This window comes from Corynebacterium sp. CCM 9204, from assembly GCF_041357695.1.
In the GTDB taxonomy this organism is placed as follows: domain Bacteria; phylum Actinomycetota; class Actinomycetes; order Mycobacteriales; family Mycobacteriaceae; genus Corynebacterium.
Genome location: NZ_JAUERX010000003.1, coordinates 454,639 through 469,847, shown reverse-complemented (window position 1 = coordinate 469,847; position 15,209 = coordinate 454,639). Strand labels below are relative to the sequence as shown.

Below are 15,209 nucleotides of genomic sequence, written 5' to 3'. Positions count from 1 at the left end.
GGTGTCCCATTTGGGCACTTTTCAACAGGAACGAGGCCACCATCATCGACTCAACCAGTATAAATGCCTATTGAACTGGACATTCATTACCGTTAGGGCATTGAAAACTAAGAGAAACAACCTTCCCCAGCGGGGCGTTTTTACCCCTTATTGGGGCTGTATTTCATTAGCTAACTTGAGTGCTGGTTCCCGGACATAAAAAACCGGCCCCACACAGGAGCCGGTACAAATGGGCACTCAGATCACCCTCAGCGACCTCGTACCGCCGCGAACGGTCCCCCCTCCGGAGGGAGCACGAAACCCGCCCCTGCAGCTCCCCCGGCATTGAGGTTATCGGTGATCGCATCAATCGTCGGACTCGCGGTCGGCATGAAGAAGGGCCCCTGGAGCGGACTCCGACAGGACAGGTTGTGGTCCGGGAACACACCACCCGACACCACCCCGACGAGCCGGTCCCCGGCGAGCAGCGGAGCACCCGAATCCCCACGCATGGCACACACCTGAGAGAAATTGACCCGCTTCTCACTGATCCACGACGTACCGCACGTGTGCCCGGTGGCGACCCCCTGCTTGCACAGGATCTCCCCATTCACCGGCGTACCGCCGACCGAGTTCACCGTGACACCGTTGTAGCTGCGCGTGAGTTCAGCTCGATCATTGAACTCGATCACCGAATAGTCGTAGTTCCTGCTCGACGCCACAACCGTGCCAGCCTGCCCCACTTCCCAGGAGTCGGCCGAGATCACCGCCTCCCCCGGATTACCACAGTGACCAGCGGTAATGCCCACCGCACGACCCTCGGCATCATAACCCGCTACCCCGAGGGTGCACAGGGTCTTCGGGCCGATGAACACGGGGGTACCGGGACCGAAAAGCGACTTCCCCCTGCGCTGCGCCGCGAAGGACTCCTCCGGGATGTCCGGGCCATTGAACCAACTACCGCTCACCCGATTGAGTACCGGGCCGGGGCGACCCGCCATGAGCTGTGACACGACATCCGTGCGCCACTGGTAGTTCGGCCCGCGACGAGACGCGTCAAACGTGCTTTCTACAGCAGATACGGCACCACCATCCCACCAGATACCGTCACCGTGCACATCGGAGGAATCATCCGGCGCAACCGCCTCAGCAGCCGCTATCACGTTGTCCGGGATAATCTGGCCGAGCCCACTACCGATCGCGGCCTCATTGAGACGCTTCGCCGTGTCCGCAGCCCCCACCCCGGTGCCTGCGCGGAGCGCACCGTCAACAGCCCGATCAATATCGGTCTGAATCTCCCGGGCGACCGATCGAACCTGTTCGGTCACATCCGACACCGGATCCGCCTCCGCCGCAGATGCCTGTGGTGCCACCATGAGTAACCCGATACCGATGATGGTGGCAGGAAGGACACGGCGGAGTTTGACCAGGTTGGGCATGAAGACGCTGACTGCTTTCACAAGAATGGGATGACTCTCCGGCACACGGACGCTGCGCACCCGGAGACGATTCGCTAACAGGTACATACTGCCACAGAATCTCCCTTTCCCCGGACTGCCGACGCAGGGGTGTCACTTCTCCGGCACCCCCAGGAACAGAACTGTGTCACCTCACGCACGCAACAGCCGCAGGTAACCACGTTACTTCGATTTAACCTGGGGATTTCCGGATAATTTCGACTTCCCGCGGCCCGCGGGAATCAGTCCGCCGCCCGTGCCCACGCCGCGGAGAGGAATGCGACCGCGGCAACCAGGGATACGGCCACGACGATGAAACCGACAGCAACGTGATCGGTCCACCACGGCACAGGTAGCCCCGCATCCGCGGCGTCGATCCCCACGGAGAACGCCGCCCCCAGATAGCCCAGCGACGCGAGAAATACCCCAGTCGAAACGACCGCCGTCCATTCCATGGCACCGGCACCTCTCCGCAGAGCCCGTACCGCCAACACGATGAGGATCACCGGCACCACGAAGAGCACCGGACCACCGAACACGGTCGCGGACAGAAGGAGCACGACGACACCGGCCCACGCGGCGCAGGCCGACAACACACCCAGCTCTCCCCGCAGGACAGCTCCGACACTGACGAGAGGTGAGCGTTTCTCGGTCATTGACAACTCCTCGGATCTCGGGTGAACGGTATTTGTTGGCAGCTAACCACCCCTTCACTGGGCATGTCAACAGGTCCGGGCCACCGGGCGTCCCTGTCGCCACACCCCCAAAAGCGGCGACACCGACCTCATTCGCCGTGGTACTCGTTCCACTACGACACAATGGTCCCCATGGCTTCCAAGGTTTCCATCGACGATGTCGTCACAGCGCTCCGTGAACTCGACTCCAACGCAGCGAGAGGACTGGAGTTCGAGAAACTGATGGTGCGCTACTTCCAGCTCCACCCCATGTACTCGCAGGAGTACGACGAGGTGTTGCGCTGGAACGACTGGAAGTACAAGGACCCGAGCGCTGGAGACACCGGCATCGACCTAGTCGCGCACCGCGCCGAGGACGACTCCTGGACGGCGATCCAGTGCAAGTTCTACGAACCCACCACCACACTGCAGAAGTCCCACCTGGATTCCTTCTACACCGCATCGGGGCGCACCTTCGTCACCGACACCGGCGAACGGAAGTCCTTCAGCAACCGGATCATCGTCTCCACCACCGACCGGTGGGGAAAGAACGCGGAAGCCTCACTCGAGGGTCAGACGATCCCCGTGCAGCGCATCGGCCTCGCCGAAATCGCCGACGCCCCGATCAACTGGGAGATCGCCTACCCCGACTCGGACTACGCCATCGAGTTCTCCCTCACCAAGCGCAAACGGTTCCGCGCGCGTAAGCACCAAAAGGAAGCCATCGACGCGGTCTTCGCTGGTTTCCGGGACCACGACCGCGGCAAGCTGATCATGGCCTGCGGTACCGGCAAAACATTCACCGCGCTAAAACTCTCGGAACAATTGGCCACGAAACTCGGCGGCCAGGCGAAGATCCTGTTCTGCGTGCCGTCGATCTCCCTGCTCTCCCAGACGCTGAAGGAGTGGACCAGCCACTCCGAACACGACCTCCGCGCCTACGCGGTGTGCTCCGACAAGAAGGTGTCCAAAGACGCCGAGGACATCGCCACCTACGAGCTTGAGGTACCGGTAACCACGGATGGTGTCGAACTCGCCGCCAAGATGCGCCACCGCCGCCGCGCGAAGGGCCTGACAGTCGTGTTCACCACCTACCAGTCACTCCAGGCCATCCACGAGGCCCAGAACACCGACAATGGCACCGACCCGTTCGACCTCATCATCTGCGACGAGGCACACCGCACCACGGGTATCACCCTCGCGGGCGAAGACGCCTCGCACTTCGTGCGCATCCACGACAACTCCTACATCAGGGGCACGAAGCGGCTGTACATGACAGCCACTCCCCGACTGTTCGGCGAGGACATCAAGAACAAAGCGGAGGAGCACTCCGCCGAACTGTGTTCGATGGACGACGAGGACACCTACGGTCCCGAGTTCCACCGCCTGAGCTTCGGGGCAGCCGTGGAGAAGGGACTGCTCACCGACTACAAGGTCCTCGTACTCGGTATCAACGATCAGATCGCCGCCGATACCCTTCCGCAGGCCCTTGAAATGGCGGGTGCAGCCGGGAACCTCGATGACGTCTCCAAGATGATCGGCGCGTGGAACGGCCTGGCCAAGCGGTCCAGCACCACACTCGACACCGGAAAGGACCAGGCCACCGGGTTCCCCGAAGGCGCAGCACCCATGCGTCGAGCGGTGCTGTTCGCCTCGGACATCGCCTCATCCAGGAAGTTCACCGATCTGTTCCCCTCCGTGACGAGTGTCTATTCCCGGAACCTGGAGGAGAAGGCCGCGACCAACGAGGCAATCTCCACCCAGAATCTCGACCTCACCGTGGACGCCAAACACGTCGACGGAACCATGAACGCCCTCCAGCGCGGCAACATCCTGCGCTGGCTGAAGTCCGACGCGGTCCCCGAGGATGAATGTCGCATCGTCACCAACGCACGGTGCCTCTCCGAGGGTGTGGACGTACCCGCACTCGACGCGGTGATCTTCATGAACCCGCGTAACTCCCAGGTCGATGTCGTGCAGTCTGTCGGCCGGGTGATGCGTAAATCGGAGGGGAAGACCTACGGCTACATCATCCTGCCCATCAGTATCCCCGCCGACAAGAAGCCCTCCGAGGTGCTCAACGACAACCAGAAATTCAAGGTCGTCTGGCAGATCCTCAACGCGCTGCGCGCCCACGACGAGCGCTTCAACGCGACGGTCAACTCCGCGAAGCTCAACGCCAGTAACGCTGCCCTGAACACCACCATCCAGCCCGCGTTCATCGATGTCCCACCGAATGACACCCCTGCCCCCGCCGATCCGTTCGTATCGAATCCCGATGTCACGACCCAGGCTCCGGAGCCCGGGAGCACCAGCCACGAATCGACCCGCGACCCCTCCTTCTCCAGCCAACAACTCGCCCTGTTCTCCATGGAAAAATGGCAGGAGGCCGTGTACGCCCGCATCGTCGACAAGGTGGGTACCAGAACCTACTGGGAGGACTGGGCGAAGGACGTCGCCAACATCGCCGACGCACAGATCCTGCGCATCAACCGACTGCTCGATACTGCGGACCCGACGGTCGCCACGGAATTCGACGAGTTCCTCAAGGGACTACGCGCAAACCTGAATGAGTCCATCTCCCGCGACGACGCCGTCAGCATGCTCTCCCAGCACCTGATCACCGCGCCCGTCTTCGACGCCCTGTTCGCCGAGCACGACTTCGCGCAGCACAACCCGGTCTCCCGGGTCATGCAACGCATGGTCGAGGCCCTCTCGGACAAGCGCCTCGAATCAGAGACCGAATCCCTGGAACGGTTCTACAGGTCTGTCCAGGTCCGAGCCTCCGAGGTCACCACCGCCGAAGGCAAGCAGCAGGTGATCAAGGACCTGTACGAGCGCTTCTTCAAACTCGCCTTCAAGAAACAGTCCGAAGCTCTCGGCATCGTCTACACCCCGGTAGAGATCGTCGACTTTATCAACCGCTTCGCGGACTGGGCCTCCCGCAAGCACTTCGGACGTGGACTCACCGATGAGGGGGTGCACATTCTTGACCCATTCACTGGTACGGGTACGTTCCCCGTGCGGCTTCTCCAATCCGGGTTGATCCGTAGAGAGGATCTGGCGCGCAAGTACGCCACCGAGATCCACGCGACCGAGATCATGCTCCTGGCGTACTACGTCGCGGCCGTCAACATCGAGACCACTTACGCCGCACTCAACGCGGACGAGGACGGCAACACGGGCGGATACCAGCCCTTCGAGGGCATCGCGCTGGCCGATACCTTCCAGATCACCGAGGACGATGACGCGATGGATCTGGGTATGTTCGTAGAGAACAATGACCGGATCGAGCGCCAGAAGTCCGCGCCCATTCACGTTATCGTGGGTAACCCGCCGTATTCCGTGGGGCAGAACAACGCCAATGACCTCAACGCGAACGTGAAGTACCCGACCTTGGACAGGCGTATCGAGGAAACTTACGCGGCGCGTTCGACAGCGAAGAACAAGAACAGCCTCTACGACTCCTACCTCCGTGCCTTCCGTTGGGCCACCGACCGCATCGGCGACCACGGAATCGTCGCGTTCGTGTCCAACGGCGGCTGGATCGACGGCAACACCGCCGACGGAATCCGATTGAGCCTCGCCGATGACTTCAGCGAGATCTACGTGTTCAACCTCAAAGGCAACATGCGGAATTCGGACTACAAAAAGGAAGGTGGGCAGATTTTTGGATCAGGATCACAAGCAACCATAGCCATCTTCATCGGAATCAAAACGCCGAACGCTGAAACCTGCACGATCCACTACAAGGACATCGGCGACTACCTCACGAGAGAAGAGAAACTCGCAATCCTCGAACACAGTATGCCAGAGAACATCGAATGGCAGAAGATCACCCCGAACAACCACGGAGATTGGGTCAACCAGCGCTCAGAGGAGTTTGAGACGTGGCCTGTACTGGGAAACCGGAATTCACGAAATAAATTGGTCTTTAGACACTACAGCCGAGGACTTGAAACAGGAAGAGACTCTTGGGTTTATAATTTTAATCAATTAAAAATACGAAATAATATGGCAATACTCTTGTCAGAGTATAGAAAACTGCTAAAAATGTGGTTACGGTTTGAAGGGACTTTTAAGAAATTCAAGACTACCAGTGACTTCACTCTTGAACCCACAAGAATAAAATGGACAACTAGCCTCGATAGACGATTTATTAATGGGTGGGATATTCCGACAAACTACAGCTCTATAGCAAAAGGTTTATATCGCCCATTTTGTATACAATACCTTTATTTTGACCCTATACTGAACCATAGGCGTGGCGAGCTTCCAAAAATGTTCCCGACAGCGAAGCACGACAATATGGGAATAGTCCTGACCGCCCCAGCTTCACATTTCGACTTCACAACTTTTGCCACCGATCTCCTTCCCAATCTCCATACACTGGATACAGGCCAGTTCTTCCCTCGCTGGACCTGGGAGCCCGTGGAAGCCCCGGCTGGAACCCTCAACTTCGGTTCCACCGCCATGTCAAAGACCGAACCATGTACCGAGGGCGAGATCCTCGACGGCTACCGACGGGTGGACAACATCACCGATGAGATTCTCGCCATCTACCGGGATGCGCTCGGTGGTGACATCTCCAAGGACGACATCTTCTACTTCGTCTACGGGCAGTTGCACGACCCGAACTACCGGGAGGCCTACGCCGCGGATCTGAAGAAGATGCTGCCGCACGTGGAGACGCCGTCGTCACGCGAACGGTTCGATCAGCTCACCGAGGCCGGACGAAAGTTGATGGATCTGCACGTCAACTACGAGGATGTCGATCCCTATCCGGTCGATGTGCAGGTGAAGAAGTCCGCTGATCCCGATGACCGGGAGACGTGGCGGGTGACCAAGATGAAGTGGGCGAAGAAGAAGGACCCGGAGACGGGCAAGAACGTCAACGACACGACCACGATCATTTACAACTCGAAGGTCACCGTCTCGGGTATCCCCGAGGAGGCGGAGCGCTATCTCCTTGGTTCGCGCTCCGCGCTCGGGTGGATCATCGACCGCTACCAGGTGAAGAAGGACAAGGCTTCCGGCATCGTCAACGATCCGAACGACTGGTGCGATGAGGTCGGCAATCCGCGCTACATCGTCGACCTGATCGCCAAGGTCACCCGCGTCGCGGTGGAGACCGTGAGGATCACAGATTCGCTGCGCTAACGCAACGCGAGGTACCGGACCCGTGGGGTTACTCTCGCGGGTCCGGGCTTCGGTTCCACGACGAGCGGAGGCGCGCCCGTTGCTGCTGCCATCTGGAGATTTCGTTGCACACCCCCCGACAATGGTCCCACACGGAACCGTTTCATTTCCGGTCCGAATGTGTAGCGTGGGATACAGCACGATCACTTTGTTCCTCGGGCCCACACAGCAGTGGTGTCCGTACCCGGCAGTCAGCCCCGCCGCCCGTCACATCCCGACGGGCGCAACGGGACCAGACTGCGGCCCTTTCCCACAGAGAACGGACCTTTTCATGTCACCAACACCAGAACAAAAGCCCTCCAGTTCGGGGCGCCACGCAGCCCCGAAGACCAGGACGCTGCCCATACCTGTGGTGGATTTCGATGAGCGCGTGGCCCCGTGGTGCAAGCGCAACGTCGTCATCTGTGTCATCGTTCCCACGATCCTCGCCCTGGTGCTTCTGAACTGCGGTGACATCCTCGTTGCCATCACCAGTGAGCTTTTCGGTGGTCTCGCTTCCCTGGCCCCGGCCTCACCGATCAGCATCGGGTCAACCATCGGGCGCATCGCAACCGTACTCCTGTGTGTTCTACTGCTCACCAAACTTTTCCGGTTGACATTGCCCGATCTCGGTATGGTCCGAGAGAACCGCTTCGGCACCTGGATCACCGGCGTCGGGTTCGGTTTCGCCGCTGTGACCGTCGTCTACCTACTCAATGTGATCTTCGGGACCCTCGATGTCTCATTCACCCTGAAGATGAGTGAACTGTGGGTGCTGCTGCTCGCGGCTGTCTTCTTCGCGTTCCAGGGGTTCTTCGAGGAACTGCTCTTCCGCTTTTTCATCATTCCTGCCTACGCCGCGAAGCTCACGGTCGCCGGAGCCATCGGTCTGTCGTCGATTCTGTTCGCTTATATCCACATCAATAACCCGAACCTGACGGTCTTCGGCATGGTGAACCTGGTGCTCTACGGTGTGGTGTTCGGTGTGATGTATTGGCGTACAGGGAATGCCTGGTTCGTCGCCGGTTGGCACAGTGGCTGGAACTTCGTGCTCGCGATGATCTACGGCTCGCATGTCTCGGGCAACGTATTGCCGGGCTCCATCCTGTCCTCGACACCGAGCGGTAGTGAACTGCTCAACGGCGGTGACTTCGGGCTCGAGGGCTCAATGCTCACCACCATCCTGGGGATCGCGATCATCGTATGGTGCATCAAGACGAACCCCGAGTCGAACCTCGGCCTGTTCACGCGACCGTCGAAACCCACCCGGGCACTCGCCTGACGCCATCCGATCTGATCCCAGCCTACGGCACCCCTCCGCCCGGACAGGCTCAGGGACAGCACATTCAGAGAAAGAGAAATATGGAGCTTATCTCTGCCGACCTCGACGATCTGGTCACAAAACTTGAGTCGACGGAGCACCAGATCCACGAGGAACTGATGTGGACGGACGACGAACGTTCCGATCACTCGAGGTTGGCGGAGCTGGTGTCGAGACAGCGGGAACGCTTCCGGCCCTCCGACTGGATCGGCCAGTGGGACAAGGATCCTGACCCGGTTCCGTTCCCGCCACCACCGTTCCTGACGGATCAGCCTGATCACGAGTACCTCTCGGTGACCAGGGAGCGACTCTTCGAACTCGGTGAGAACATCTGCGACGGCACCGAGACAGACGTGCTGAACTTCTATGTCGCCGTCTATGCCTGGGGAGCAGCGCAGGCTAACCTGCAGATATATCGGGGAGTTCAACCCCTGAAAGACCCTCGGACACCCGGGCGACTCCTCGCGGGGCTGCGGGCCGGTAGGGAATCGGCCGAGGCCGGCTACCGGGCATTCCATACCGGGGGCGCGGCGAAGATCCACAAACTCGGCCCGTCTTTCTTCACCAAACTCCTCTACTTCGCCGCTGGCCGCTCTGCCCCGTCCGACGAGCGTCACCCGCTCATTCTCGACAGCAGGGTCGCGAACGCTCTCGGCTGGAATACCACGGACGGCTGGAGCGTCGCCCAGTATGCCCGGTATCTGGACACCGTGCGGGTTGTCCGGGAGCACTGGGGACGGGAAGACCTGCCCACGGATGTCATCGAGTACCTATTGTTCCAGGCGGATCGTTTTCCGTACGCGCCGAGCATCTGATCATGCCCAGCGGTACCCGCCGTCGGCTGGGCACCGGGGCAATCGGTCGAGCGGTGCCGATACGCTTGACCCCATGAGTGATTACTTCGGGCAGGCCGACTACGCGATCCGTATGGACTGGGGGCCGGAGGGCGCGCGGCGCTGTGCCGCGGACGTGAACATCATCGTGGATGTGCTGAGCTTCTCGACGTCCGTGACGGTTGCCACTGGTCGGGGTATGACGGTGTATCCCTACCGGTGGAAGGATGACCGGGCTGCGGACTTCGCGGCGGACCATGACGCGGTACTCGCCGTCGGCCGTCTTGAGGCCACCACTGTTCCGGGTGGCGCGGGTATCTCACTGTCACCAGCCGGGTTGCTCGCCGCCACCCGGGTCCCGCGGATCGTGCTCCCCTCCCCCAACGGGTCGACGATCTCCGCGATCCTCGCGGAGAACGGTGACACGGTTGCCGCCGGCTGCCTGCGCAATGCCACGGCGGTCGGCCGGTGGGCGGCGCAGCAGGTGGATGTGGGAAAGAGTGTGGCTGTCATCGCCGCCGGTGAACGGTGGCGGGAGGATGGATCGCTGCGCCCCGCGCTGGAGGATCATCTTGGTGCGGGGGCGATTCTCAGTGCGCTCATCGTGCCGCGCCACATCAGGGCGTGCAGCCCGGAGGCGCTGGCGGCGGCCGGGCTGTTCGCCGGGTCACAGGAGTACCTCTCCGCGCTCCTGGCTGATTGCGTGGGCGGGCGGGAACTCGCCGCCATGGGCTTCCATGAGGACGTCACTGTGGCGGTGGAGTTGGATGCCTCACCTGTTGTGCCGACACTCATCGACGGTGCGTTCCGTTCACTGCGGGTTGTCTAGCGGCAGCCGATTCCAGCACCGGACCGCAGCCCCGGATGACCACACCGACTCCGGTGAAGGCCAGGACCACGGCGACCACGGCGACGGGCAGGAAACCGATCACCCCGGAGAGCGCCATGCCGCCTCCGGCCGACAGGACCATCACGAGCGCCGCGAGGGTGCTGAATACGGTGAAGTCGGTCCCGGCTGATTCATAGCGGGTGAGGTCCATCGCCACGGTGTACACCACGGTCATCGTGGCGGCCACGCCTCCGTAGAGGGTACCGATGATGAGGGTCGCGGCCCACGTACCGGTCATGCCCAGCGTGAGAAGCACCACCCCGACGGTCGTCGTCGCCTGGATCAGCCCCAGGGTCCGTATTGCACGATGTCGTGACCATTTTCGGGCCAGGATTCCGGCGCCTATTCCGGCGACGATTCCGAACAGGCTCCCGCAAATCACGAAGAGGATCCCGATGCGGGTGGCCGACCAGTCAGCGGATACGAGGATGGGGCGCACCTGGTTGTACGCCACGGCGACTCCGGCGAAATAGAGCGGCATGTGGACCAGTGCCCACTGTCGCCGGGCCCGGTCCGCGAAGAAGGATCGGACCACGTTCCCGTTCACACCGGGTTCAGGGAGCTGGGCGGTGCTCTGCCGTTCCCGCCACAGGAGGACGAATGGCAGCGGGACTGCACTCCAGAAGGCGAGGCTGAGTGCGGCGGCCTGCCATCCGGCGGTGTCGTAGATGACGAGGACGAGCCCGCCACCGATGACCTGGGACACGGCACTGCCCGCCGACTGGAATCCGTTGCCCAGGCCCCGATCAGCCGTGGACAGAAGTCGGGTCGCCGTCGCGTCCGCCGCGATGTCCTGGGTGCCTGCCACGATGAACAGGAACCCGAACACCACCAGCGCCAGAGAGAACTGCCCGACGGGGTCGATGAAGCTCAGGATTACGCAACCTGTGACCAGGGTGATCTGCATGGCCATGAGCCAGCTCCGGTAGTGCCCGAACCTGCTGGACCCGAACCTGTCCACGACGGGTGCCCACAGGAACTTCAGGACGAGGAGGGTCGCCAGCCCGCTGGCCCCACCGATCCTGGTGAGAGGCACCCCACCGGCCTGGGCGATGGTCAGGAACGCGTAGGCGAACATGGCGAGGCTGAGGTTCTGGGTGCTGTACAGCGAGGCTATCAGCGCCATATGAAACTTCCGCCCACGCCCGGAACGACGTGTCTCATCCGGTGCAGTCGGTTCAGTGCCCGTCATTCCGTGCTACCTGCCGTGTTCGTCGGTTGTTCCGGGAGTCCGAGAAGTTCCCGGTAGACGGGACTCGTCTCAACGATCTCCTCGTGTGGTCCGGCACCGTCGACACGACCATCGGCGAGAACGACGATCTGGTCGACGGTGCGGATCGTGTTCAGCCGGTGGGCGATCACCAGTACGGTCCTGCCATTGATCAACCGGTTCACCGCCGCCTGGATACGACGCTCGGTACCCGGGTCAACGGCGGCGACCGCTTCGTCGAGAAGCAGCACCGGCGAATCCTTCAGTAGCGCCCGCGCGATAGAGAGTCGTTGCCGTTGCCCACCGGACAGGTTCGTGCCACCGTCGGTGAGAATGGTGTCCAGCCCATCCGGCAGCACGGCGACGAAATCAGACGCCTCCGCCCGGGCAAGTGCCTCCCACACCTCACCATCGGTGATTCCCGGGGAACCGATGGTGAGGTTATCTCGGATGGAGACCGGGAAGAGGTAGACATCCTGGTAGACGGTGGAGATGGTCTCCCGGCGCGTCGCGGCGTCCATGTCCCGCAGATCGACGCCGCCGATCCGGATGGATCCACTGCCCGGGTCGAAGAAGCGGGCGACGAGGTTCACCACCGTCGATTTGCCCGCTCCCGAAGGGCCGATGACGGCGGTGACTGTTCCCGGTTGCGCGGTGAACGAGACGTCGCGGAGGATGTCCCGGTCGTTGTACCCGAAGGTGACGCCGTCGACCTCGACGGTGGAGTCGACGGGTATCCGGGGATTCTCCGGCTCGGGTAGCTCCGGGGTGTCCCAGACCTCCGCGAGGCTCTGGGCGATGCGTTCTTGCTGGTGCCGGTAGGCGGAGAGTTCCAGCAGTTCCTGGAAGGGCCGGTACATGTTCAGTGCCAGGATGAGGAACAACAGCAGGGTCGTCGCACTCACCGTCCCTCCGATGAACAGGGTGGCACCGAGCCACAGCATCACAACGAACCCGGCCTCCAGTGCAATGGTGCCGAGGGTGGTCGTCGGGCTCGTGCGGACCGCCATGCGAACACTGGCCCTACGCAGGGCCTCCACGCGGCTGCGGTAGATCTGGGCCTGGGGTGCATCCGGGAAGGCCCTGAGCACCGCTGTCCCCCGGCAGAATTCGAGGAGCGCGGAATTGGCTTGCTGACGCGCGGCGGTGACATCGATGAAGGTGGCCTCGTGAGCCCGGTCAGTCACCTTCAGTGTGAGCAGGAAGAACGGGACCCCGATGAGCGCCGCGGCCGCGAGCCGCCAATCCAGGCTGAACAGGGCGATCGTGATGAGGACCGGTTGCACCACTGCGATGATGAGCTTCGCGGGAAGGTTGATGAAGTCGACGAGGGCGAGTTCGGAGACGATGAGTGTCGTTGTCCGGCCCGCGTCCATCCGGTCGAAGACCCCGAGCGGTGCCCGGGTCAACCGTCGGAGAACGGAGCGCCGCAGGTCCGCGATAGCCCGGAACGCTATCGGCCACCAGTGTTTCGCCACACCGATCCCGGTGGTCAGTCGGGCGAGGAAGATCAGGATGAGCCCACCTGTCAGAGCCAGGACATCACTGGTGGTGAGTGTCTGATCCAGAACCCTGAGCAGGCTGAAGAACACAACGATCATCGGCGCCGAGGTGAAGAACCCTTCCAGCAGCAGGCGCCAGAGTCCCGCCCGCCACAATTGTCCCCGGTGGGTGCCGAGCATCGCGAACCACTGGCCGACGGGGCTGAGACCGGTCAGGTTACGGACCGGCGGGGTGTGGTCGGCGAATCCACCGTCGAGAGTGGTTTCTGCGGCGCGGGCGACCGGTGGGGACGCCGGGGCGGCGGCCGGATGCCCGTCACCCGTCTGCATCCCCCAGTTGTCGACGGCGACGAAGTCCCGCCAGAGACGGCGATACGTCTCGGAGGACGTAGACAGGTTCTCATGGTCACCGTCGGCGACGATCCGACCGTCGTCCATGACGAGGATACGGTCGTATCCGGTCAGTGACCCGAGACGGTGCGCGACGGTGATGACCGTTCGCCCCTGCTGCAGTTCCGCCAGCGCCGCCACCACCGACCGTTCGTTGGTGGCGTCGAGTGATGCGGTGACCTCGTCGAGCATCACCACCGGGGAGTCGGCCAGCAACGCGCGGGCGATGGAGATCCGCTGCCGCTGCCCACCCGACAGATTCGCCCCCGCAGCGCCGAGCACGGTATCCCACCCACGGTCGAGTTCGTCGATGAACTCGGTGACCCGTGCCCGCCTGCCGGCCGACTTGACTTCCTCATCCGTCGCGTCCGGACGGGCGAGCCGGATGTTCTCCAGGACGGAGTCGTTGAAGATATAATCGTCCTGCTGGACGAAGGCGATCGCCCTGGAGAGTTCCGCCGGGTCAAGCTCGCGGACGTCGGTTCCGCCGAACGTGACCTTTCCGGCGCTGACGTCGATGAACCTCGCGATAATGCGGAGCAGCGTTGATTTTCCGGCCCCTGATCCACCGATCACCGCGACCCGTTCACCGGGTTCGATGACGAGGTCGATGTCCTTCACGACGTCCGTCTCCCCGTAGGTGACGCGCGCACCACGGAGCTCGATGCGCGAGCCGTCCCGGGTGGCGGGGGTCGGTGGCACCGGTAGGTCTGGTTCTTCCAGGAACCCAGAGATGTTCTTCAGCCCCGCCTCGATCTGGTACTGGAGAACAGCCGCCGACAGTGTCAGCGACATCAACGGCTGGGCGAAACCGACACCGACGAGGATGAAGAACACGAAGTCCTGGGGTTCCAGCGAACCCGAGTGGTACAGCCACAGTCCGAGCGGCAGGATGACGATGATGCTGATCGCGACGAGTGTGGCGGCACCCGCAGCGCCCACCCGTCCGCGCTCGGTCTTGTCCAGCTCGATGTCCTCACTGGCGACGATCGCGTCCCGGATACCATCGAAGAGGAACGTCGAACCGACGAAGCCGCGGATCACCCGGATACCCCGGACGAAGGAGACCGCCTCGACGTTGAGCTGCTTCTTCACGTCGGATTCCCGCTCCATCAGGTCCTTCGACGCGGTGACCGCGGCGGCGACACATCCGACGATGCCGAGGACCACTACGAGGGCGGCGAGGGCCATGCGCCAGTCGATGACGAACATGATGATCAGCGTGGTGACCGGGACGGTCACCGATGCCGCGATGTCGGGGATCGCGTGCGAGAGCCCGAGTTCCAGCTGCTCGACGTCGTCCTGGAACACCTTCTTCACCTCGCCGCTGCTGCGCGCCTGGGCCCGGGCCAGTGGCATCCGGGCGAGGCGCTCCGCCAGCGCGAGACGGATGTCGGCGAGCGCCCGGTAGGCGGCGATGTGTGCGACGTTGTTCGCCGTCATGCGCAGCAGGGCCTTGCCCGCCACCCCGGCCGCGGCGACGGCCACGAGGAAGGGAATGCGACCGGTCTGCTGCTCGCCGACGAGAAGATCCCGGGCGAGGAAGTAGATGACGACGTAGGGCACGAGTCCGGCGAACGCCCCGAGCACGGAGAGCACCCCGCTGGCGATCAACCGGGGTTTCTGCTTCCCGATCAGTGCGCCGACGGAGGCGCCGGGCGATGGGTCACTCACCGTTCCGGGTGAGCCTGCGGTGTCATCGGCGTCGGGGCCGCACGTCTGCGTCATAGGGCGAAGGTTAGCCTCAGCTATTTTCCGGGGCAAGCAACTTTCCGT

8 protein-coding genes are annotated in these 15,209 nt (G+C 62.4%); 4 read left to right on the top strand and 4 right to left on the bottom strand.

Annotated elements, in window-relative coordinates:
- Window positions 1-248: 248 nt before the first annotated feature.
- Both QWU43_RS08585 and QWU43_RS08580 read right to left on the bottom strand, forming a co-directional pair.
- Window positions 249-1,505: a S1 family peptidase gene (locus QWU43_RS08585; protein ID WP_370917605.1), complete on the bottom strand. Its 1,257-nt coding sequence runs from the start codon at window positions 1,503-1,505 to the stop codon at window positions 249-251.
- A 173-nt stretch (window positions 1,506-1,678) separates the two neighbouring features.
- Complete coding sequence (locus QWU43_RS08580; protein WP_370917604.1) at window positions 1,679-2,092, bottom strand: hypothetical protein; 414 nt, start codon at window positions 2,090-2,092, stop codon at window positions 1,679-1,681.
- Window positions 2,093-2,263: 171 nt separating this feature from the next.
- On the opposite strand from QWU43_RS08580, the gene QWU43_RS08575 reads away from it, so the two are divergent.
- The 4 genes from QWU43_RS08575 to QWU43_RS08560 all read left to right on the top strand — a co-directional run bounded on the left by QWU43_RS08575 (window position 2,264) and on the right by QWU43_RS08560 (window position 10,271).
- Window positions 2,264-7,270, top strand: a complete 5,007-nt coding sequence (locus QWU43_RS08575) for a DEAD/DEAH box helicase (RefSeq protein ID WP_370917603.1) — start codon at window positions 2,264-2,266, stop codon at window positions 7,268-7,270.
- A gap of 310 nt (window positions 7,271-7,580) precedes the next feature.
- A complete protein-coding gene (locus QWU43_RS08570) occupies window positions 7,581-8,570 on the top strand; it encodes a lysostaphin resistance A-like protein (protein WP_370917602.1) in 990 nt (329 codons plus the stop codon).
- An 80-nt stretch (window positions 8,571-8,650) separates the two neighbouring features.
- Window positions 8,651-9,424 carry a hypothetical protein gene (locus QWU43_RS08565; RefSeq protein WP_370917601.1) on the top strand — a complete coding sequence of 258 codons (774 nt, stop codon included), beginning with the start codon at window positions 8,651-8,653 and terminating at the stop codon, window positions 9,422-9,424.
- Window positions 9,425-9,497: 73 nt separating this feature from the next.
- Window positions 9,498-10,271: a 2-phosphosulfolactate phosphatase gene (locus QWU43_RS08560; RefSeq protein ID WP_370917600.1), complete on the top strand. Its 774-nt coding sequence runs from the start codon at window positions 9,498-9,500 to the stop codon at window positions 10,269-10,271.
- On the opposite strand, the gene QWU43_RS08555 is transcribed toward QWU43_RS08560, so the two are convergent.
- Together QWU43_RS08555 and QWU43_RS08550 are read right to left on the bottom strand one after the other, a co-directional pair.
- Window positions 10,234-11,523 carry an MFS transporter gene (locus QWU43_RS08555; protein WP_370917599.1) on the bottom strand — a complete coding sequence of 430 codons (1,290 nt, stop codon included), beginning with the start codon at window positions 11,521-11,523 and terminating at the stop codon, window positions 10,234-10,236. The genes QWU43_RS08560 and QWU43_RS08555 overlap by 38 nt on opposite strands.
- On the bottom strand, window positions 11,520-15,161 hold the full coding sequence (locus tag QWU43_RS08550) for an ABC transporter ATP-binding protein (RefSeq protein ID WP_370917598.1): 3,642 nt from the start codon (window positions 15,159-15,161) through the stop codon (window positions 11,520-11,522). Before QWU43_RS08550 ends, QWU43_RS08555 begins: the two co-directional genes overlap by 4 nt.
- Window positions 15,162-15,209: the final 48 nt, after the last annotated feature.